The sequence below is a fragment of the Bacillus sp. LH1 genome, assembly GCF_057924895.1.
Genome location: NZ_CM175007.1, coordinates 3,708,208 through 3,729,352 on the forward strand (window position 1 = coordinate 3,708,208; position 21,145 = coordinate 3,729,352).

A 21,145-nucleotide genomic window follows, 5' to 3' on the forward strand; every position below is an offset into this window, starting at 1 on the left:
ATAAACAGAAGAAAGCAGCCTACTCATGGCTGCTCAACCGTCTTGTTTTTTATATTATACCATAGCTTCTAAACAAAATCCTTCTTTTTGCTAAAAGGTTATTTTCTGACCGGGCTCAAACTCTAAATAGTGAAGTGGGTCCGTACTTAGCACACGTACAATAGAATAACATCCATGTTCCTCTTCAGAAACCATTAATTCCACACCATTTATATTTACAACTTTTTGACTTTCACATTGTGAATAATCGACCGGATACACAAGTTGCTCTGGCATAATTGTATATAAAATCATTGTAGCATTGTCCCTTCTGTACTATCTTCCGCACGAACATCTATTAATTCGTTTAATTTTCGAATCGCATTTCCAATACCGCCGACATCATCTATAAGACCGTACTTTACTGCATCCCCACCAATTACATTCGTCCCAATATCTCGCGTTAAATTTCCTTTCGCAAACATAAGCTCTTTAAAACGATCTTCTGTTACTTTCGAGTGCTTCGTCACAAAACGAATGACTCTTTCTTGCATCTTATCCAAATACTCAAATGTTTGTGGCACACCTATGACAAGACCTGTTAAACGAATTGGATGAATTGTCATCGTCGCAGTTTCCGCAATAAACGAATAGTCAGTAGAAACAGCAATCGGTACACCGATGGAATGTCCCCCACCTAAAACTAGAGATACTGTTGGTTTTGAAAGTGAAGCTACCATTTCAGAAATTGCTAGCCCAGCTTCAACGTCACCTCCAACTGTATTTAATATTAAAAGCAAACCTTCAATTTTCGGATTTTGTTCAATCGCAACAATTTGCGGAATGATATGCTCATATTTTGTTGTTTTATTTTGCGGTGGTAATTGAACATGACCTTCCACTTGTCCGATAATCGTTAAACAATGAATACGTGATTCATTCATCTGTGGTACATTTGTCTGTCCAAGCTGTTGAATTTTTTCAACTATTGAAGCCTCTTTTCCAGCTTCTTTTGGCTCAGCTTCTTTTTCTTCATTTGTATATCGATCACGTTCTGTCATTTCGCATCCCCTTTCACTCGTATATAACTATTATTTCTTAAGTTATAAATTTCATTCGATAGGGTTAAAAAGAAAAAAGATCACCCATAAGGGTGATCTTCTTATACTTCCATAATAATCGGTAAAATCATAGGTTTTCTCTTTGTCTCTTCGTACAAGAACTGTCCTAATAATTCACGAATATTTTGTTTTAACATTGACCATTCAATTGAATATTCTTTAATTGACTGCTCAACAATCATACGTACAATCTCTGTAGATCGTTCAATTAACGCTTCTGATTCACGAACATATACGAAACCACGTGAAATGATTTCTGGGCCAGAGATAATTTTCTTTTCATCTTTACCAAGCGTTACAACAACTACTAGTATTCCATCTTGAGATAACATCTTTCTATCTCGAAGAACGATATTACCAACGTCACCTACACCTAATCCATCAATTAAAACATTACCAGCTTGTACTTTACCGACTAAGTTTGCTTCATCGTCACCAAAAGCAATTACATCGCCTTTTTCTACGATAAAGATATTTTCTCTTGTAATACCTACATCTTCAGCTAAATATGCATGTGCTTTTTGCATACGGAACTCACCATGTACGGGTACAAAGTACTTTGGTTTCATTAAATTTAACATTAATTTTAATTCTTCTTGGCTACCGTGACCTGACACGTGAACTTTTCGTTCGCCGTAATAAACAACTTCAGCTCCAGCTCTAAATAACAAATCAATAATTTTTGATACAGATATTTCATTACCCGGAATTGGCGAAGCAGCAATGATAACAGTATCACCTTTACGAATTGAAATTTGCTTATGCGCTTGTTTTGCCATTCTAGATAGAGCAGCCATCGGTTCACCTTGACTACCTGTCGTTAAAATAGCTACCTTTTTCTCTGGGAAGTTGTCTACTTCTTGTAATGAAATAACCATACCTTCTGGAACATCTAAATAACCAAGACGTCTTGCAATGTCTACTACTTTCACCATACTACGTCCTACTACTGCTACTTTTCGCCCTGTTTCAGCAGCAGCATCAAATACTTGTTGAATACGATGTACATTCGATGCAAATGAAGCAACGATAATGCGACCTTCTGCGCCGTAGAACACTTTAGAGATTTCTACACCAACTTCTTTTTCTGAACCTGTATAGCCTGGGCGCTCTGCGTTTGTACTATCAGATAATAAGCAAAGTACGCCTTCATTTCCGATTTGTGCCATTTTACCAAGGTCTGCTCCACTATTTCCAATTGGAGTTTGATCGAATTTAAAGTCTCCCGTATATACGACTGCACCTTTTGATGTATGGAAACAAACGCCAACAGAATCCGGAATACTATGTGTCGTTCCGAAGAATGACACCGTTGTAGTGTTAAATTCTACTGTTGAATTTGAATCGATTGTTTTTAGGTCTACACGGCCTAACATGCCCGCTTCACCAAGTTTTTCTTGTATAAGTCCTACTGTTAATTTCGTTGCATAGACTGGAATAGATAATTTACGAAGTACATACACAATTCCACCAATATGATCTTCATGACCGTGAGTAATAAATAAACCTTTTACTCGCTCTTGATTTTCCACTAAATATGTAATATCAGGAATAACGATATCAATTCCAAACATTTCATCTCCCGGGAACATTAACCCTGCATCTACGATAAAGATTTCAGAATCAATTTCAACACAGTACATGTTTTTCCCGATTTCACCTACTCCACCAAGAGCAAATACTTTAACAGACTCATTCTCTTTTCTCTTCATGTTGTTGCCTGGTTTAAAAATCTTGCAAACACTGATTTCACTAAAATTGCAGAGACACCAGGGGAAACTCTACAACCACCATATTTTCACCGTCCAAGACGAATGTCCTTACCGTTATGCGATATCATGTCCTTGTTTATTTTTTAAACCAGGTTTCACCTCTCTTTCATTATATAAATCAAATATCTTATTCGATATGATATGAAAATTTAATTAAATTATAATTTTTCCCAATTTTGCTAAGCATACCCGTACTAAGCTACTTAGCCATATTATACCTGATACAAGAAATAGAACACAAGTTAAATCGTGCGAAAGAAAGAGGAAAAGAACGGAATGACAACAAAAGTATCGAACGTATTTCCTTTATATTTACTCCGATTTTATACTCCATATTATTTTGAAGAACTAGCCATACATACGCTAAATTCATTTCATAATAGGGAGTTTCAAGATTTATTTTTCTAGAATCCAACAAAAACACTTACAAAATGGAGTTTTTTTATGAATTACGTCACATTTGAGGGGATTTCTCTAAAAACAGACACCGTAGTTTATTACGTTTATGCCATAATATCTATCATTTTTTGACTCAGTTAAAGCGGTACGATTATTTTCTTATACACATAATGAAGAAGCGATTAATATTCTTATAAGAACACATATAAGTAAGAAAAAGAGGAAAAGATTTGCATATAATAAAAAATGACCTAGTTCTACACTAGGTCATTTTTTATTAACGAGGGATAGATTGCATTACAGATTGTAACGTTACTCTTTCTTCTTCTGTTAATGGAAGAAGTGGTAAACGTACAGAACCTACATCTAATCCAACCATTTGTAACGCTGTTTTTACTGGAGTTGGACTTGGCGCCATAAATAATGAATCAGTTACTCTTACAAGTAATTGATGTAATTTTTGTGCCTTCTTAAATTCTCCTGCTTGAAATGCTGTAATCATTTCTTGCATTTCGTTTCCGATAACATGAGAGGCTACCGAAACGATACCTTTCGCTCCAACTGCCATAGCTGGTAACGTTAAACCGTCATCACCGCTGTATACCGCAAAGTCGTCCGCTGTTTTTTCAATGATTTCTGTCATTGTTAACACATCGCCGCCGGCATCTTTAATAGCAACAATGTTTTCTATTTCTGATAAACGAACAACTGTATCAACGGAGATTTGTACAATAGATCGTCCTGGAACGTTATATAGCATAACCGGAAGCGGCGTGCTTTCAGCAATTGCTTTAAAATGCTGATACATTCCTTCTTGACTCGGTTTGTTATAATACGGTGCTACTAGCATTACTGCATCCACACCAACTTCTGTTGCCTTTTTAGTTAAGTCAATAGAAGCATGCGTATTATTGCTACCTGTTCCAGCGATTACGGGCACTCTTTTATCGACAACAGATACGACATGGCGATATAACGCTACTTTCTCTTCTGAAGTTAATGTAGGAGATTCTCCTGTCGTTCCTCCTACCACGATTGCTGTTGTACCGTTATCAATTAAATAATTTACCAATTTCGTTGTCTTTGCAAAATCGATATTCCCGTTTATATCAAACGGTGTTACCATCGCGGTTGCAATTGTCCCAAAATCTATCATGGTCTCACTCCTTATTGTTCCAGTTGCTTTTCTTTTGAAAGCTCAAACGCACTATGTAATGCATTTACAGCCTCCACTAAATCAGTTTCTTTTACAAGAACCCAAATTGTTGTATGACTATCTGCCGATTGCAGGATTTGAATACCTTTTTCCGCTAAAGCTGTAACGATTTTCGCAGTAACCCCTGGGTATCCTGCCATTCCAGCCCCAACGATAGATACTTTCGCACAATGTTCTGTCACAATTGGCTCATATCCGAGGTTCTGTAATAATTTAACTGCATGACTTGATACATTATCACTCACCGTATATGCTACGCCAGTAGGTGAAATATTAATTAAATCAACACTTATTCCTTCGTTCGCCATCTCTTTAAACACATGTTGTTGCAAATCATATGCCGTTTCTTTTGCAAGCACTTTAATTTGCGTTACGTTTGATACGTGGGCAATGCCTGTAACAGGACGTTCTTCTACATCACGACCTCTTGTAGCACCGTCATATGCTGAAATAAGCGTACCTTCACTATCAGAATACGTAGAACGTACACGAAGTGGCACTTTTGCATGCATCGCAATTTCAACTGCACGTGGATGAACGACTTTCGCACCTTGATAAGCCATGTTACAAATTTCGTTATACGTTACAGTTTGAAGATGACGTGCATCTTTTACAATACGAGGATCCGCAGTCATAACACCTTCTACATCAGTGAATATATCGATGTATTCAGCATGAAGTGCAACACCTAATGCTGAAGCTGAAGTATCACTACCTCCGCGTCCAAGTGTTGTCGTATCACCTTTTTTCGTTTGTCCCTGGAATCCTGTAACGACGATTACATCTACATTTTCTAACTCTTCATGTATACGATCGCAATTCATTTCAATAATCTTTGCATTCGTAAAGTCATCATTCGTTACAAAACCAGCTTGTGCACCATTTAATGCTGCTGCTTTTATACCGTTCTCATTCAACATATTAGAGAAAACAATTGCAGAGATTAACTCTCCACACGATAATAATAAATCTTGCTCACGCTTAGAAATAGTAGATTCCTCTTGATTTACAAGACTTAATAACGTATCCGTTGCATATGGTTCACCTTTACGGCCCATAGCAGATACGACAGTAACTACTTTATAACCAGCAGCTAATGATTTTTTTATATGATGAAGCGCATGCTTACGTCCATTGTCATCACGTACTGATGTGCCACCAAATTTTTGAACAATTATTTTCATATTTTGCACCTTCTCTTAGCCGTTTACACTAATTGTAATTTTACTAAGCGCTCTGCAATTTGAACAGAATTCCATGCAGCGCCTTTTAATAAGTTATCAGATACGACCCAAAGATGGAATCCTTTATCGTTATTTAAATCTTTACGGATTCTTCCAACGAATACTTCGTTTTTACCTACTGCAGTAGCTGGCATTGGATATAACTGCTCTTCTGGATTATCTTGTAGAACAATACCTTCCGCATTTGCAAGTAAGCTCTTTAATTCTGCTACTGTTACGCCTTCTTTTTCTACTTCGATGTAAACAGACTCAGAGTGTCCTGATACAACTGGTAAACGTACACATGTTGCCGCTACTTCTAATTCAGGCATATGCATAATTTTTTTCGTTTCGTTAATCATTTTCATTTCTTCAAACGTAAATCCATTATCTTGGAATTTATCAATCTGTGGAATCGCATTAAAAGCAATTGGGAAATGCTTCTTATCACCTGATACAGGAAGAACATTTGCCTTAACTTCTTCGCCATTTAAGATTGCTTGTGATTGTTCATGCAGTTCTTCAATAGCTGCCGCACCAGCACCTGATACAGCTTGATATGTGGAAACGATTACTCGTTTTAAACCATATTGCTGACGAACTGGCTCAAGAGCTACTACCATTTGAATTGTAGAACAGTTTGGATTTGCAATAATACCATTATGTTCTTTTAAGTCGTTTTCATTTACTTCAGGTACAACAAGTGGCACGTTTTCTGTCATACGGAATGCACTTGTATTATCAACAACAATCGCACCGCGTTTTGCTGCTTCTGGCGCTAATTGTTTCGATACAGATCCACCAGCACTAAATAGTGCAATATCTACTCCTTCAAAGCTTTCAGGAGTTGCCTCTTGAACTGTAAATTCTTCGCCTTTAAATACAAGTTTCTTACCTGCAGATCGTTTAGATGAAAGTAACGTTAATTTCCCGATTGGAAATTCTCGTTTCTCTAAAGTATTTAACATTTGTTCACCAACTGCGCCGGTTGCTCCAACTACAGCGACATGAAAAGTTTTTTGCTTTTCCATCACTATGCCCCTTTCTAGATACCAATCCTTCTATAACTTAGAATCAGAAGGAGTATACAATACCCCTTCTAATCTTAATAACGTTAATTTTATCATATTCTACAGTAAGAATGATGGTTTCATCAAAAATTGTCCGTTTTTTTTCGTTTTTTAATTCATATATCTGAATTTTTCTACGACCACCGGTTGCAATTGCTTCCCTTGCAGCGCTTCTAATACTGTATCTTCCAGTAACTCCATACGAGCTACCATTGAGTTCGGTTTTTTCTCTGGCGCATCTTGACCGAATGGGACGAAGTAGATGTTTTTTGTTGCCATTAGGCGCATGAGATTTACCCCATTTAATCCTAAAGCATCATTCGTCGAAACCGCCAATACGACAGGCTTGCCATTTCTTAGCGTCGCTTTTGCTGCCATTAGTACTGGAGAATCTGTCATTGCATTTGCAAATTTACTCATAGAATTTCCTGTTAAAGGAGCGATTACCATGCAGTCTAATGGAATTTTAGGTCCAAGTGGCTCTGCTCCAACAATTGAATTAATTGCTTTAAAACCTGTTATTTCTTCAATCTTCTTAATCCACTCTGCTCCTTCTCCAAATCTAGTATTTGTTGATTGAACAGTGTATGAAACAACAGGACGTACTTCTGCTCCTTCAGCAATTAATTTTTCTAAGTGCGGCATAACTTCCTCATACGTACAATGTGAACCTGTAAATCCGAAACCAATTCGTTTCCCCTTCAAACTCATTTCTTTTCCTCCTCCTTTGCGATTGCATCTGCTGCTAATAACTGAGAAAGAACATTTGCTAAGATTTGCCCAGCCGTTTTTGGGGCAACAATACCTGGTAATCCAGGTGCTAGCAATGCTTTGACTCCTCTTTTTTCTGCATATCTAAAGTCGGTACCGCCTGGTTTAGAAGCTAAATCAATCACTAACGTATGAGCTGGCATTTTTGCAATAACATTCGCTGTTACAACGAGGTGTGGAATCGTATTAATTACAATATCGATATTTCCTACTTCTTTCTCTATGTCTTGCATATGAAAAGGAGAAAACATCATTTCTGTAATACGTGCAATATGTTCAGATCGTCTTGCTCCAACTTTGACATGGGCTCCTAATGATTGAAATGCTCTCGCAACACTCATTCCTGTTCTACCAAATCCTAGAACCATTACATTGGACCCATGAATTGTATAGTCGGTATGTTGAATTACCATCATTAATGTACCTTCTACCGTTGGAATAGAATTGTATATTGCTACATCATCACGATCAAATAATTTAACAAGTTTTCGGTTCGTAGTAGATACGAGATTTTCCAAGTAAGGTGTACCAATACCTGAATATATAGTAAAGTGTTCTGGTGTATTTTCAATTTGTTCTTTCGTTATTGAAACTTTTTCATTTGAAAAAATAGTATCTACTTCTCCTTTGGCATTTGTACCGGCAACCGGCAAAATAATTGCGTCTACAGAAGTGAAATCTAAATTTTGTATACTTTCTTTTGCTGCCCCTGTGAAACCATGATCTAACTGATCAAAACCTATCAAAGAAAGTTTCGCATCCAATTCAACTAGCTTACGAATTACTTCTAGCTGCCTTGCATCTCCTCCTATGACAGCAATATGCATCTCAGTCAACATTCCCTAATTCACCTTCTTTTTCTGTCATTTATAAGAAAAGTGCCTACTTTTTCTTTTTCCTCCACATCATATGTAATGTACGAGTTTATGGTGATTGAAAATCCAAATGCACATATGATTTATCAGGTTTCTATGTAGATACAAAAAAAGATGACCAAAATGGCCATCCTTCACTCCGAATTTGAACGATCTATACTATCACAAAGAAGCATATCGTGTCCGACTTTCTTTATTTGACTCCATGCCACCCTTACTTCTTGTGGTTCCTTTTTAAAACCTCCCCACTTCCCTACAGGTATTATAAGTGTTTGTATTTGCCCGTCTTTCTCATTAATCTCTAAATCCATATAACCTAAGACTCCCATTTTTTCCGCTTTTTCTATATCTACAACCTCTTTACCACTTAATTCACTTAATCGCATACACACTCCACTCCCCTAATGAATTTTTCATTTGCATTGTCTATAATTAGTACCTATTCTATATGTATAAAAAAAATAACCTTCTCTCATTTAAAAAGAGAGAAGGTTATTTTTTATACATCGTAAAAATTGATTATAGTTTTATTCCTTTTGGAAGTTTTCCGTCTGGACTAATAAGTGCCGCAGAGAACTCGTCAGTAAACATATTGCGAATTAATCCGTCCACATTTTCTTTTGTTACAGTGTTTACACTTTCAATAATCTCATCAAGTGAACGATGTTTACGAAGAAGCAATTCATTTTTACCGTTACGGCTCATACGGCTATTTGTACTTTCTAAACTTAACATTAAGTTTCCTTTTAATTGCTCTTTACTATTCATAAGCTCTTTTTCTGTAATACCTGTATTTTTCAATGTCTCTAATGTTTCTTGCATTGTTTCATACAATGTATCTAATTGTTGGCTACCTGTTCCACCGTAAAGTGTTAACATGCCTGTATCTTCATAAGAAGAGTGGTAAGAAAATACTGAGTAAGCTAATCCACGTTGCTCACGTACTTCTTGGAATAAACGGCTACTCATGCTACCGCCTAAAACATTATTTAATACAATTAAGTTATAAATATCTTCGTGTCCCATTTGTAAGCCTTTATATCCTAGACATAAATGAGCTTGTTCCGTTTCTTTTTTACGGGCTACCTTATTGAAATGGAAAATTGGGCTATGTACTTGTTCACGGTTTGTTGTTCCTTCATAACTACCGAAATATTGCTCCACTGTTTGCAAAAATGCTTCATCAATATTTCCTGCGATTGATACAACTACATTTTCAGGTGTGTAATGATCTTTTATATATTGACGTAACGTATCACCTGTAAACGTATTAAGCGTTTCTTCTGTTCCTAAAATAGGATATCCAAGTGGATGCGTTTCATATGTTGCTTTCGTTAACATATCATGCACAATATCATCTGGAGCATCTTCGTACATTTTAATTTCTTCACATACGACATTCTTCTCTTTTTTCAGTTCTTCCTCATCAAATGTTGAATTAAAGAACATGTCTGCTAAAACATCTAAAGCATATTTAGCATGCTCATCTAATACTTTTGCATAGTAACATGTATATTCTTTTGAAGTAAATGCATTCACTTGACCACCAATGCTATCAAATGATTCTGCAATCTCTCGTGCACTACGTGTTTCTGTCCCTTTAAAGAACATATGCTCTAAAAAGTGAGAAATCCCGTTATTTTTTTCATTTTCATTTCTTGATCCCGCATGGATCCAAATACCAATCGCAACCGATCTTACAGTTGGTATATTCTCCATAACTATTCTTACACCATTTTTACAAGTATATTTTTTAATCAAAAACTTTCCTCCTACTGCCAGTTTCTCTAAATAAGTGCTATTATTTAATGATAACAAGTTTAAGGATGAATGTCATGCAAATGTATTTAATCCACACGTTTTTCATCCAGTAATTCTGTTATATTCCCCACTTTATATCCTTGTTCCTTCAATTTTTTAATCATTGTATCTAATGCTTCTGCCGTTGACGAAGTAGGATGCATTAATACGATAGCACCTGGGTGTATTTTTCTCATTACTCTCTGCAATAGTACATCTGGCTCAGGTCGCTTCCAATCGATTGTATCGACAGTCCACATAATCGTTCCCATTTGGAAATCATCAGCGATTTTCACGACTTCATCCCGAAAACTTCCACTCGGCGGGGCAAACCATCTTACTTTTTGATTCGTTACTACTTCTATCATTCGATTTGTTTTTTGTAACTGCTCTCGTATTTCATCAGACGATAGCGTTTTCATATTAGGGTGCGTATAAGAATGATTTCCGACTTCTTGATTTGCATCGACAATCATTTTTGCAAATCGTAAATTTTCTTTCACCCAACGTCCTTCTAAAAAGAAAGTGGCCTTCACATCATGCTTTTTCAATATCTCTAATATGCGAGGCAAATACTCATTTCCCCATGCCACATTTATTGTTAATCCTACCATCTTTTTATTTGGATGGCCTCTATAAATTGGAGCGGGTGATAAATCTTCTAAATGAACACTCGGTGAGACTTCTTTGAATTCAAGATATTTTTGATCAAATTCCTTTAGCTTCTTCATATTATTATACGATGCTTCAATATCCACTTGTCTTCCATTATATCCAGGTGTTGCCTTCCATATTTTATCAATCATCGCATTTTGAGGTGCAATCTCATACTTTTTTGCATGCTTTTGAATTTCTTCATGCAAGTTATCTTGTGCAAAAACAGAATAAGAGCCTAAACTGACATATAAAGAAAATATACATATGTATGCCAATATACGAACTTTCATATAAACCCTCCCAAATTAACTATATAAAAACATTTTCTTCTTATCTTTGTTAATTTGAGCGTTATAATGAAAACTATACCTATGCTGACATAAAAATATATATAAATCATATTTTTACATAACAAAAAAAGCCAGTTAAACTGGCTTTTACTTATTGCTGCTCTTGTTTGTTTTCTTCTTTAGCAGCTTCTTTTTCTTGCTCTTCTTTTAGCAATACTTTTCTAGATAGATTTACGCGACCTTGCTTGTCAATCTCGATAACTTTAACTGTAATTACATCACCGATTTTTACAACGTCTTCTACTTTACCTACACGCTCAAGTGCAAGTTCAGAAATATGAACTAATCCATCTTTACCGCTGAATAATTCAACGAAAGCACCGAATTTCTCAACACGTTTCACTTTTCCTTCGTAGATTTCACCTACTTGTACTTCGCGAACGATATCTTCGATAATTTTCTTAGCTTTGTCGTTCATTTCTTGGTTTATTGAAGAAATGAATACTGTGCCATCTTGCTCGATGTCAATTTTAACGCCAGTTTCTTCAATAATTTTATTGATTTGTTTACCGCTCGGTCCGATAACGTCACGGATTTTATCTGGATTAATTGTCATTGTAATAATCTTTGGAGCGTACGCTGATAATTCAGTGCGTGGCTCTGGAATAACAGATAACATATGATTTAGAATGTGCACACGACCAACTTTCGCTTGTTGTAATGCCTCTTCTAAAATTTCACGAGATAGACCATCGATTTTAATGTCCATTTGTAGTGCAGTTACACCTTGTGCTGTACCTGCTACTTTAAAGTCCATATCACCTAAATGATCTTCCATACCTTGAATATCAGATAAAATTGTGTAATGCTCACCAGTTTTAACTAGACCCATTGCAATACCTGCAACTGGAGCTTTAAGTGGAACACCAGCATCCATCATTGCTAAAGTACTACCACAAATACTTGCTTGTGAAGTAGAACCATTTGATTCTAAAACTTCAGATACAAGACGTACTGTGTATGGGAAATCTTTTTCAGATGGAATTACAGGCTCAAGTGCGCGTTCTCCTAGTGCACCGTGACCGATTTCACGACGACCTGGTCCACGCATTGGTCTTGTTTCACCAACACTAAATGATGGGAAATTGTAATGGTGCATAAAGCGTTTTGATTCTTCTACACCAAGACCATCTAAAATTTGCACATCGCCTAATGCACCTAATGTACAAATACTTAATGCTTGTGTTTGTCCACGAGTGAACAAACCAGAACCGTGTGTACGAGATAAAATACCAACCTCTGATGCTAATGGACGGATTTCGTCACCTTTACGGCCATCTGGACGGATTTTTTCAACTGTAATAAGACGACGTACTTCTTCTTTTACAATTTTATATAAAATCTCATTTACTTGTCCTAATGTATCAGCGTCAGCTTCCTGCGCTTCGTAATGCTCAATAACACGCTTTTTCACTTCGTTAATTGCATCTTCACGTGCATGTTTCTCATGTACTTGAATTGCTGAATGCATATCTTCTTCAGCCATTTCACGTACAGCTTGGTTAAGATCAGCGTCAACTTCATAAAGTTTCACTTCTGATTTCTCTTTACCTACAGCTTGTACAATCTCTTCTTGGAATGCAATTAGACGTTTAATTTCGTCATGACCAAACATAATTGCTTCTAACATTGTTTCTTCAGGTACTTGATCTGCTCCTGCTTCAACCATGTTAATCGCATCTTTCGTACCAGCTACAACTAAGTGAATATCACTTTGTTCTTGCTGTTCTACTGTTGGGTTAATAACGAATTCGCCATTAATACGGCCAACTGTCGCACCAGCGATTGGACCTTCAAATGGAATATCTGAAATCGATAACGCTAATGAAGAACCAAGCATAGCTGCCATTTCAGAAGAACAATCTTGATCAACACTCATTACAATGCTGACAACTTGTACTTCGTTACGGAAGCCATCTGCGAATAGCGGACGAATTGGACGGTCGATTAAACGACTTGCCAAAATTGCTTTTTCACTTGGACGACCTTCACGCTTAATAAAACCGCCAGGAATTTTTCCGACTGCATATAAACGCTCTTCATAGTTTACTGTAAGTGGGAAGAAATCTACATTTTTTGCTTCTTTTGATGCAGTTGCTGTAGATAGAACCGCTGTATCGCCATATCTTACTAATACTGCTCCGTTCGCTTGTTTTGCAAGCTGACCAGTTTCAACTGTTAGCTGGCGACCAGCTAAATCTATCGAGAAGACTTGCTTTTCTTGACTCATTTAAGTACCCCTCTCAATTTAAAGTATTCAATTCTTCTATGTAAATGGATAGTATATCACAATATTCTACCTCTAGTATTGCCTAAAATTAAGTAAGCTATAAAGCGTAGAAGATATATTTTTACCTAACAAAAAAGCGGGAATATTCCCGCTTCTTTGACTATCGACGTAAGCCAAGCTTTGTGATTAATTCACGGTAACGTGTGATATCGCTATTACGAAGGTAAGTTAGTAAGTTACGACGTTTACCAACCATCTTTAATAGACCACGACGTGAATGATGATCTTTCTTGTGAGTACGTAAGTGCTCGTTTAGAGTGTTAATTTGCTCCGTTAGGACAGCAATTTGAACCTCTGGAGAACCAGTATCAGTCTCATGAGTTCTAAATTGTGCAATGATTTCATTTTTACGTTCTTGTGTTAAAGCCATCCTATTTCACCTCCTATTAATTAAACCCCCAATTACCTAGCAAGCGTCGGTGAGTCGCAATGCCAAGCAATGGTTGTCATAAAGTACATAACATAGAATACTACTTTTCATTTGAAAAAGCAAGTATATTCTTTTCGCTCATAAAATATTCTTGTGCTGTTTTCTTATCTTTTGCGATTTGTTCAACTAACTCATCAATACCGTTGAATTTCTTTTCTGCTCTTATACGCATATGCCACTCTACTGTAACATTTTGATCGTATATATCTTTGTTAAATTCAAATAAGTGCACTTCAATTGATAATTGACGCTCATCTTCTTTAAAAGTCGGTTTATATCCAATATTACATACACCATCGTACCATTCATCGTGAACTTTTAATCTCACTGCATAAACACCTACAGGTGGCAATAAATACTCATCACTTAAACCTACATTAGCTGTCGGGAAACCAATTTGACGCCCACGTTTGTCGCCGTGTATAACTGTTCCCGCTACAGTATAGGCTCTACCTAAAATAGATGGAATTTGCTCCATTTCGCCATTTCGAATTAACTTTCGTAATGCTGTAGAACTTACTTTCTCTTCTTGAAATTCAACTTTTTCAATCACAGTCTGTGTAAACTCCCCTCTTGCATGAAATGGTAAAGTCTCCATCTTTCCTTTTCCTAAACGTCCATATGAATAATCAAACCCTGCTACTACATGCTTTACATTTAAACCAATAATATAATCATCTACAAATTGTTGCGGTAATAACCCTGCAAATGATTCATCAAATTTAATCACATATAATATATCGATTCCTAAGCTTTCGACTATTTTTTCTTTATCACGCATTGGTGTAATATACTCCACATGCGCATCCTTTTTCCCTAAAACAACAGATGGATGAGGATGAAATGTCATAACTGCACTTTTATATCCTCGTTCGTCCGCTATTTTTTTCGCAGTTCGAATTACACATTGATGTCCTAAATGAATGCCATCAAAAAATCCTAATGCCATTACAGTAGGTGGTAATTCTAATTTATTTTGTTCATGTGGATGAGTTAAATGAATAAGTTTCACGCTTGAATTCACCTTTTTCTGTAATAATCCTTCCAATAATTCATTATAGCTTTAGTTCTTGATTATTCACAAGTACTTTCATCGGCTTTAACATGCCAGGATGTTTCGGATGATGTTCATAAATTGCTAAGCAACGATCATTTTTATCAAACACTGTAATAAATGGTGCTGTTATTTCTAATTCATTCTTTAAGAACATACCATTCTTTATTTTCTCTGCTTGCTTTTCATCTACAACCATTTTTGGAAACTTACTTAATGCTTCATCAATTGAAATGAAGATAGACTCTACTGTTCCATTTTGCACGTTTTCTTCAATTTCTTCAAATGATATGCAATCTTCTAATAAAAATTCACCAGATGCCGTTCTTACAAGGTGAGACATATGTGATGGGAAACCAAGTTTCTCCCCGATCATTACAGCTAACGTTCTTACATATGTTCCTTTACTACACGTTACACGGAAACGGAATGAAATATTTTCTCCTTCAAAAACTTCACGATCATCAAGTAATACGAATTCATGAATTGTAATTGTACGAACTGGACGTTCCACCTCTTGTCCTGCTCTTGCATATTCATATAATTTTTTCCCATTTACTTTTACAGCCGAGAACATTGGTGGCATTTGTTCAATCGTGCCTGTTAATTCCGCAAGGACTTTCTCTACTTCCATACGAGTAATAGTACGATCTACATTTTTCGTTTCAACAACCTCACCAGAAGCGTCTTCAGTTGTCGTTGAAAACCCTAATGTTACTTCACCTTCATATGTTTTCGTTTCACTTGTTAAAAATTGTGCAATTTTCGTTGCTCTTCCAACGCAAATTGGTAATACTCCTGTTACATCTGGATCTAATGTTCCCGTATGACCAATTCTCTTTTCTCGCAATATCTTTCTTAATTTAAATACACAATCATGTGATGTCATGCCTTTTGGCTTATGTAATAATACTACACCTTCCATATATGTTCACCTCATCATAATTCTTTCGTATTAAATATCCAAAACTTATTTTGCATTGAAAAAATGGATAGACAAATGTCTATCCATTATTCTTCACGTTTACCGTCTTTATTAATTTCATGTAAAAGTGTATCAATTCGATGACCATATCCGATAGACTCATCAAACTCAAAGGTAATTTCCGGTGTTTTACGAAGACGAATACGTTGGCCAATTTCTGAACGAATAAAGCCTTTTGCCTTCGCTAAACCTTTTAAAGTATTTTCTTTCTGTTCTTCGTCACCTAAAACAGAAATATATACTTTAGCAATTTGTAAATCACCACTCACTTGTACATCTGTTACTGTAACAAATCCAATACGTGGGTCTTTAATTTTACGACTGATAATATCGCCTAATTCTTTTTTCATTTGCTCGCCCACACGGTTCGCACGTAATTTCATAACTCTTCACCTCATTCAATACCATTCCAAATGTGTTATTGTACGTTCAATTTCAGGAAATGAATCGATGTACTCAAGTACACGATTCATTTCTTTTTCACAGATAACACGATTTGAGGATACGGAAACAATTGCAATTTCTGTACGTTGCCATACATCTTGGTGCCCAACTTCAGAAACAGCTACATTATAGCGCTGTTTCACACGAGTTAACACACGTTGTAAAATTGCACGTTTCTCTTTTAAAGAATGCACATCGTAAATCATACACTCGAATGAGAGTGAAGCGATAATCATCGCTTCACTTCTTCCATAATGTACGCTTCAATGATGTCCCCTTCTTTAAGATCATTATATCTCTCAATTGTAATACCACACTCATAGTTTTGTGCAACTTCTTTTACGTCGTCTTTGAAACGTTTTAACGTATCAAGTTGTCCTTCGAAAATTACTACGCCGTCACGGATAATACGTACGCCACTATCACGCGTAATTTTACCGTCTGTTACATAACAACCTGCGATTGTTCCAACTTTTGTTACTTTAAACGTTTGACGAACTTCTGCTTGACCGATTACTTTTTCTTCGAATTCTGGATCAAGCATACCTTGCATCGCTGCTTCAATCTCTTCGATTACTTTATAAATAATACGGTGTAAACGAATATCAACGTTCTCTAATTCAGCTGTACGCTTCGCGTTCACATCTGGACGTACGTTAAATCCAATTACAATTGCATTAGATGCAGAAGCTAAAATGATATCAGATTCTGTAATCGCACCTACACCAGTGTGAATGATTTTAACTTTTACGCCTTCAACATCAATTTTACGAAGTGATGCTGCCATCGCTTCAACAGAACCTTGTACGTCTGCTTTTACGATTAAGTTAATTTCTTTTACATCGCCCTCTTGGATTTGTTGGAATAAATCTTCAAGGCTTAATTTAGATTTCTCACCACGTTGTGCAACTAACGCTTCTTGTGCACGTGATTCACCAATTTGACGAGCTTTCTTCTCATCAGCGAATGCCATGAAACGATCTCCAGCCTGTGGTACTTCGTTTAAACCAGTAATTTCAACAGGAGTTGATGGACCAGCAACTTTTACACGACGACCAATATCACTTACCATTGCACGAACACGTCCGAATGAAGTTCCAACAACGATTGGATCTCCAACTCGAAGCGTACCGTTTTGAACAAGTAATGTCGCGATAGTTCCTTTACCTTTATCAAGCTGTGCTTCGATTACTGTACCAGTTGCATAGCGGTTTGGATTTGCTTTGTATTCTTCTACTTCACTTACAAGAAGGATCATTTCTAGTAAGTTGTCAATGCCTTCGGCTTGAATTGCAGAAATTGGTACGAAAATAGTATCTCCGCCCCAAGCTTCTGGAACTAATTCATATTCTGTTAGTTCTTGCATTACGCGATCAGGGTTTGCAGCTGGTTTATCCATTTTATTCACAGCAACAATAATTGGTACTCCTGCTGCCTTCGCATGGTTAATTGCTTCAACCGTTTGTGGCATAACACCGTCATCCGCTGCAACAACAAGGATTGTAATATCCGTTACTTGTGCACCACGAGCACGCATCGTTGTAAATGCTGCGTGACCAGGTGTATCTAAGAATGTAATCTTCTTATCGTTTACTTCAACTTGATATGCACCGATATGCTGAGTAATTCCACCCGCTTCGCCTGCAGTTACTTTTGAGTTACGAATAGAATCCAGTAATGTTGTTTTACCGTGGTCAACGTGTCCCATGATTGTAACTACAGCTGGACGTTCTTTTAAGTTCTCTTCATCATCTTGCTCATCAATGAATGTTTCAAACTCAGTCTCGCTCACAATTACTTCTTCTTCTACTTCAATACCGTAGTCGTTAGCAATTAACTCAATTGTATCTTTATCCAAGTCTTGGTTAATTGTTGCCATAATTCCAAGCATGAAGAGCTTCTTAATAATTTCAGATGGCTCTTTGCTTAATTTTTTAGCAAGATCTCCTACTGTAAGGCTTCCAGAGAAAGTAATTTTATCTGGTGTTTCTACAATTTGAGTTTGTTGTCTACCAGCAAAGTTCTCTTGACGTTTGTCTTCGTTTCCTTTGCCTTTTTTCTTTTTCTTATTGCTGTTCTTTTTACTGCGAACAACTTTTTCTTCTACTTCAAACTCATCTGCAACAGAAGGTTTTTCAGTTTGATATTCATTATCTAATTTATTTACTACTTCATCGTCTAACATTGTCATATGATTCGAAACCTCGATATTCATTTCTTTTAGTTTTGTCATAAGATCTTTACTTGAGATATTATGTTTTTTTGCATATTCATGCACTCGAATTTTACTCATACCTTCACCCCCGGTAATTTGTATCGAGCATGCTACGCAGCTTTTTCGCAAAGCCTTCATCTAACACAGCTACAACGACTCGCTCATCTCTCCCAATCGCATGCCCTAATTGTTGTCGATTTTCGACCTTTCTCATTGGTACGTTGTAGTACGTAGTTTTATCTGTGATGCGTTTTGTAGTATTTACTGACGCATCTTCAGATAGCAATACAAGTTTTGCTTTGCCACTTCGTACTTCTTTTAAAACGAGTTCTTCACCCGAAATAATTTTCCGAGCCCGGTTTGCTAGTCCTAAAAACGATTTCCAATCGGACACTTATTTCGACTCCTTCTCAACAAGCTCAAGAAGCTCTTCATATAAAGAACCGTCGATTTTCGCTTTTAGATGATGTTCCAAAACATTTTTCTTTTGAGCTTGAAGAATGCTCTCCTTGTCCTTCGACAAGTAAGCACCTCGTCCTGATTTTTTCCCAGTTAAATCAATGGACACTTCTCCCTCTTTGGAACGAACAATGCGAACGAGCTCTCGTTTTGATTTCATTTCTTGCGTTGCAACACATTTTCGTAACGGAACTTTTCGATTGCTCATACTCATCACCTCTATTCGATTTCGTCTTCCACTGAATCGAATCCAAATGCGATTACGCTATCTTCTTCTGTTACAATACCAAGTTGTTTCGCATCAGACTCACTCTTAATGTCAATTTTCCAGCCTGTTAATTTAGCTGCAAGACGTGCATTTTGTCCACGCTTACCGATAGCTAATGATAGCTGGTGGTCTGGAACAACTACTGTTGTCGCTTTTTCTTCTTCATCTACAAGTACTTTAACAACTTGTGATGGGCTTAATGCATTTGCAACATATTCAACTGGATCATTTGACCAGCGAACGATGTCAATTTTTTCACCTTTTAATTCGTCTACAATGCGTTGTACACGTTGCCCTTTTGGTCCTACACAAGAACCAACTGGATCAACATCAGTGTTCTCTGCATATACAGAGATCTTAGAGCGATCGCCAGCTTCACGTGCTACAGAACGAATTTCTACAGTTCCATCATAGATTTCAGGAACTTCCATTTCGAATAAACGTTTTAAAAGACCAGGATGTGTACGTGATACGTAAATTTGTGGTCCTTTTGTCGTTTTTTCTACTTTCGTAATGAATACGCGAATACGATCATGTGGCTTGTATTGCTCATTAGGCATTTGCTCACTTACAGGTAATAAAGCTTCTACTTTTCCTAAGCTTACATAGATGAAACGAGCATCTTGACGTTGTACAATACCTACCATAATATCTTCTTCACGATCACTAAACTCAGAGTAAATAACACCGCGCTCTGCTTCACGCACTCGTTGTGTTACAACTTGTTTTGCAGTTTGTGCTGCAATACGACCAAAGTCTTTTGGTGTTACTTCAATTTCTAGTACGTCACCATCTTGGTAGTTTGGATTAATTTGTCTTGCTTCCTCTACAGAAATTTCAAGACGTGGATCAAACACATTGTCTACTACGTCTTTACGTGCTAAAACTTGAATTGTTCCCACTTCTGGGTTAAAGCTCACACGAACGTTTTGTGCTTGATTAAAATTGCGCTTATAAGCAGAGATTAAAGCTGCTTCAATCGCATCAATAATAATGTCTTTGCTAATGCCTTTTTCAGATTCTAATACGAGCAAAGCATCTAATAACTCAGTGCTCATGAAGATCCCCCTTCTAACTAAAACGTAACAGCAAGTCGCGCATTTGCGACTTTATCCATCGAAATTTGGATTTCTTTTTTACGTGTTTTAATTGTTAATAATAATGTTATTGTTGTACCATCGTAAGAAAGCAGTTTTCCTTCAAACATCTTTTCACCATCAATCGGCTCATATGTTTTAATTGCCACTTGTTTTCCTACCGCTTGCTGGAAGTCTTTTTCTTTCTTTAATGGGCGTTCCGCTCCAGGAGATGATACATCCAAAAAGTAAAGATGAGGAATTGGATCCTCTTTATCTAAAGCTTCGCTTAAACGTTCACTTACCGCACCGCATTCTTCAATGTCGACTCCCTTTTCAGAATCGATGAATACGCGTAAGAACCAGTCTTGTCCTTCTTTCACATACTCTACATCTACAAGTTCAAGATTTAACTCTTCAACGATCGGCTGCGCAAATGCTTCTACAACTTCTGTGACTTTCTTATCCATAAACAGCCTCCTTCCTGCCGTCATGTACCATTTAAAAGAAGAAGACCCCGCCAATTTAAAAACGGTCTATCTTATTCTTTCTCGTTAGCTAACAAAAGCCCCTGCTGTTCAGCAGGGATTATCTGTCTTAGTATTACCAAATTTAAGAAGTAAAACTTGTAACAAAATATGTATATACGACAGAAATCTTTTACCTATCTACGTAGATAAAACATAGATAG

The 21,145-nt window shown here is 36.7% G+C and carries 22 protein-coding genes; all 22 read right to left on the reverse strand.

The annotated features are described in order from the left end of the window. Positions 1 to 90: 90 nt before the first annotated feature. The 22 genes from ACX9TM_RS19085 to rimP all read right to left on the reverse strand — a co-directional run bounded on the left by ACX9TM_RS19085 (position 91) and on the right by rimP (position 20,924). Positions 91 to 294 carry a YlzJ-like family protein gene (locus ACX9TM_RS19085; protein ID WP_000605036.1) on the reverse strand — a complete coding sequence of 68 codons (204 nt, stop codon included), beginning with the start codon at positions 292 to 294 and terminating at the stop codon, positions 91 to 93. Beyond that, a complete protein-coding gene (gene tepA / locus ACX9TM_RS19090; protein ID WP_000139806.1) occupies positions 291 to 1,040 on the reverse strand; it encodes a translocation-enhancing protein TepA in 750 nt (249 codons plus the stop codon). The genes ACX9TM_RS19085 and tepA overlap by 4 nt, the downstream gene beginning before the upstream one ends. 101 nt (positions 1,041 to 1,141) lie before the next feature. Then, on the reverse strand, positions 1,142 to 2,812 hold the full coding sequence (locus ACX9TM_RS19095) for a ribonuclease J (RefSeq protein WP_000823096.1): 1,671 nt from the start codon (positions 2,810 to 2,812) through the stop codon (positions 1,142 to 1,144). Positions 2,813 to 3,548: 736 nt separating this feature from the next. Then, positions 3,549 to 4,427: a 4-hydroxy-tetrahydrodipicolinate synthase gene (dapA, locus tag ACX9TM_RS19100; RefSeq protein WP_000564763.1), complete on the reverse strand. Its 879-nt coding sequence runs from the start codon at positions 4,425 to 4,427 to the stop codon at positions 3,549 to 3,551. An 11-nt stretch (positions 4,428 to 4,438) separates the two neighbouring features. After that, positions 4,439 to 5,671 (reverse strand): aspartate kinase, encoded by a 1,233-nt coding sequence (gene dapG / locus ACX9TM_RS19105; protein WP_000692451.1) that lies wholly within the window; start codon positions 5,669 to 5,671, stop codon positions 4,439 to 4,441. A gap of 23 nt (positions 5,672 to 5,694) precedes the next feature. After that, positions 5,695 to 6,741, reverse strand: coding sequence for an aspartate-semialdehyde dehydrogenase (asd, locus tag ACX9TM_RS19110; RefSeq protein ID WP_000414846.1), 1,047 nt, complete (start codon positions 6,739 to 6,741; stop codon positions 5,695 to 5,697). Between the two features lie 150 nt (positions 6,742 to 6,891). Continuing rightward, positions 6,892 to 7,491 carry a dipicolinate synthase subunit B gene (dpaB, locus tag ACX9TM_RS19115; RefSeq protein ID WP_000053596.1) on the reverse strand — a complete coding sequence of 200 codons (600 nt, stop codon included), beginning with the start codon at positions 7,489 to 7,491 and terminating at the stop codon, positions 6,892 to 6,894. Then, positions 7,488 to 8,390, reverse strand: coding sequence for a dipicolinic acid synthetase subunit A (gene dpaA / locus ACX9TM_RS19120; protein WP_000954735.1), 903 nt, complete (start codon positions 8,388 to 8,390; stop codon positions 7,488 to 7,490). The genes dpaB and dpaA overlap by 4 nt, the downstream gene beginning before the upstream one ends. A 170-nt stretch (positions 8,391 to 8,560) precedes the next feature. Further along, a complete protein-coding gene (locus ACX9TM_RS19125) occupies positions 8,561 to 8,812 on the reverse strand; it encodes a YlmC/YmxH family sporulation protein (RefSeq protein ID WP_001239759.1) in 252 nt (83 codons plus the stop codon). Positions 8,813 to 8,945: 133 nt separating this feature from the next. Further along, a complete protein-coding gene (locus ACX9TM_RS19130; protein WP_000592996.1) occupies positions 8,946 to 10,187 on the reverse strand; it encodes a M16 family metallopeptidase in 1,242 nt (413 codons plus the stop codon). A gap of 86 nt (positions 10,188 to 10,273) precedes the next feature. Next, positions 10,274 to 11,173 carry a polysaccharide deacetylase family protein gene (locus tag ACX9TM_RS19135; RefSeq protein WP_000868217.1) on the reverse strand — a complete coding sequence of 300 codons (900 nt, stop codon included), beginning with the start codon at positions 11,171 to 11,173 and terminating at the stop codon, positions 10,274 to 10,276. A gap of 151 nt (positions 11,174 to 11,324) precedes the next feature. Beyond that, entirely contained in the window at positions 11,325 to 13,463 is a 2,139-nt protein-coding gene (gene pnp, locus ACX9TM_RS19140) for a polyribonucleotide nucleotidyltransferase (RefSeq protein WP_000076737.1), read from the reverse strand. A gap of 160 nt (positions 13,464 to 13,623) precedes the next feature. Further along, the gene (gene rpsO / locus ACX9TM_RS19145) at positions 13,624 to 13,893 is read right to left on the reverse strand and encodes a 30S ribosomal protein S15 (protein WP_001229392.1); all 270 of its coding nucleotides are present in this window, start codon (positions 13,891 to 13,893) and stop codon (positions 13,624 to 13,626) included. 100 nt (positions 13,894 to 13,993) lie between these two features. Next, entirely contained in the window at positions 13,994 to 14,965 is a 972-nt protein-coding gene (gene ribF / locus ACX9TM_RS19150; protein WP_000766706.1) for a bifunctional riboflavin kinase/FAD synthetase, read from the reverse strand. A 43-nt stretch (positions 14,966 to 15,008) separates the two neighbouring features. Further along, the gene (truB, locus tag ACX9TM_RS19155) at positions 15,009 to 15,932 is read right to left on the reverse strand and encodes a tRNA pseudouridine(55) synthase TruB (protein WP_000399352.1); all 924 of its coding nucleotides are present in this window, start codon (positions 15,930 to 15,932) and stop codon (positions 15,009 to 15,011) included. 86 nt (positions 15,933 to 16,018) lie between these two features. Next, the gene (gene rbfA / locus ACX9TM_RS19160; protein WP_000776437.1) at positions 16,019 to 16,375 is read right to left on the reverse strand and encodes a 30S ribosome-binding factor RbfA; all 357 of its coding nucleotides are present in this window, start codon (positions 16,373 to 16,375) and stop codon (positions 16,019 to 16,021) included. A gap of 15 nt (positions 16,376 to 16,390) precedes the next feature. Continuing rightward, positions 16,391 to 16,672, reverse strand: a complete 282-nt coding sequence (locus tag ACX9TM_RS19165; RefSeq protein ID WP_000582363.1) for a DUF503 domain-containing protein — start codon at positions 16,670 to 16,672, stop codon at positions 16,391 to 16,393. Beyond that, positions 16,669 to 18,729: a translation initiation factor IF-2 gene (gene infB / locus ACX9TM_RS19170; RefSeq protein WP_065382194.1), complete on the reverse strand. Its 2,061-nt coding sequence runs from the start codon at positions 18,727 to 18,729 to the stop codon at positions 16,669 to 16,671. Before infB ends, ACX9TM_RS19165 begins: the two co-directional genes overlap by 4 nt. A 4-nt stretch (positions 18,730 to 18,733) precedes the next feature. Continuing rightward, a complete protein-coding gene (locus ACX9TM_RS19175) occupies positions 18,734 to 19,045 on the reverse strand; it encodes a YlxQ family RNA-binding protein (RefSeq protein ID WP_001286523.1) in 312 nt (103 codons plus the stop codon). Then, positions 19,046 to 19,318, reverse strand: coding sequence for an RNase P modulator RnpM (gene rnpM, locus ACX9TM_RS19180; protein ID WP_000071127.1), 273 nt, complete (start codon positions 19,316 to 19,318; stop codon positions 19,046 to 19,048). It abuts the gene before it with no gap. Positions 19,319 to 19,329: 11 nt separating this feature from the next. Then, on the reverse strand, positions 19,330 to 20,436 hold the full coding sequence (gene nusA, locus ACX9TM_RS19185; RefSeq protein WP_000102604.1) for a transcription termination factor NusA: 1,107 nt from the start codon (positions 20,434 to 20,436) through the stop codon (positions 19,330 to 19,332). A 17-nt stretch (positions 20,437 to 20,453) separates the two neighbouring features. Further along, positions 20,454 to 20,924 carry a ribosome maturation factor RimP gene (gene rimP, locus ACX9TM_RS19190; protein WP_000359096.1) on the reverse strand — a complete coding sequence of 157 codons (471 nt, stop codon included), beginning with the start codon at positions 20,922 to 20,924 and terminating at the stop codon, positions 20,454 to 20,456. Between the last annotated feature and the right edge of the window lie 221 nt (positions 20,925 to 21,145).

Bases quoted from the DNA above. Each gene is read 5' to 3' on its own strand.
- pnp (WP_000076737.1), bottom strand. From the start codon at position 13,463: ATGAGTCAAGAAAAGCAAGTCTTCTCGATAGATTTAGCTGGTCGCCAG.
- rnpM (WP_000071127.1), bottom strand. From the start codon at position 19,318: ATGAGCAATCGAAAAGTTCCGTTACGAAAATGTGTTGCAACGCAAGAA.
- asd (WP_000414846.1), bottom strand. From the start codon at position 6,741: ATGGAAAAGCAAAAAACTTTTCATGTCGCTGTAGTTGGAGCAACCGGC.
- dapG (WP_000692451.1), bottom strand. From the start codon at position 5,671: ATGAAAATAATTGTTCAAAAATTTGGTGGCACATCAGTACGTGATGAC.
- tepA (WP_000139806.1), bottom strand. From the start codon at position 1,040: ATGACAGAACGTGATCGATATACAAATGAAGAAAAAGAAGCTGAGCCA.
- truB (WP_000399352.1), bottom strand. From the start codon at position 15,932: ATGGAAGGTGTAGTATTATTACATAAGCCAAAAGGCATGACATCACAT.
- ACX9TM_RS19165 (WP_000582363.1), bottom strand. From the start codon at position 16,672: ATGATTATCGCTTCACTCTCATTCGAGTGTATGATTTACGATGTGCAT.
- ACX9TM_RS19125 (WP_001239759.1), bottom strand. From the start codon at position 8,812: ATGCGATTAAGTGAATTAAGTGGTAAAGAGGTTGTAGATATAGAAAAA.
- rimP (WP_000359096.1), bottom strand. From the start codon at position 20,924: ATGGATAAGAAAGTCACAGAAGTTGTAGAAGCATTTGCGCAGCCGATC.
- ACX9TM_RS19085 (WP_000605036.1), bottom strand. From the start codon at position 294: ATGATTTTATATACAATTATGCCAGAGCAACTTGTGTATCCGGTCGAT.
- rbfA (WP_000776437.1), bottom strand. From the start codon at position 16,375: ATGAAATTACGTGCGAACCGTGTGGGCGAGCAAATGAAAAAAGAATTA.
- ACX9TM_RS19095 (WP_000823096.1), bottom strand. From the start codon at position 2,812: ATGAAGAGAAAAGAGAATGAGTCTGTTAAAGTATTTGCTCTTGGTGGA.
- infB (WP_065382194.1), bottom strand. From the start codon at position 18,729: ATGAGTAAAATTCGAGTGCATGAATATGCAAAAAAACATAATATCTCA.
- rpsO (WP_001229392.1), bottom strand. From the start codon at position 13,893: ATGGCTTTAACACAAGAACGTAAAAATGAAATCATTGCACAATTTAGA.
- dpaB (WP_000053596.1), bottom strand. From the start codon at position 7,491: ATGAGTTTGAAGGGGAAACGAATTGGTTTCGGATTTACAGGTTCACAT.
- dapA (WP_000564763.1), bottom strand. From the start codon at position 4,427: ATGATAGATTTTGGGACAATTGCAACCGCGATGGTAACACCGTTTGAT.
- ACX9TM_RS19135 (WP_000868217.1), bottom strand. From the start codon at position 11,173: ATGAAAGTTCGTATATTGGCATACATATGTATATTTTCTTTATATGTC.
- dpaA (WP_000954735.1), bottom strand. From the start codon at position 8,390: ATGTTGACTGAGATGCATATTGCTGTCATAGGAGGAGATGCAAGGCAG.
- nusA (WP_000102604.1), bottom strand. From the start codon at position 20,436: ATGAGCACTGAGTTATTAGATGCTTTGCTCGTATTAGAATCTGAAAAA.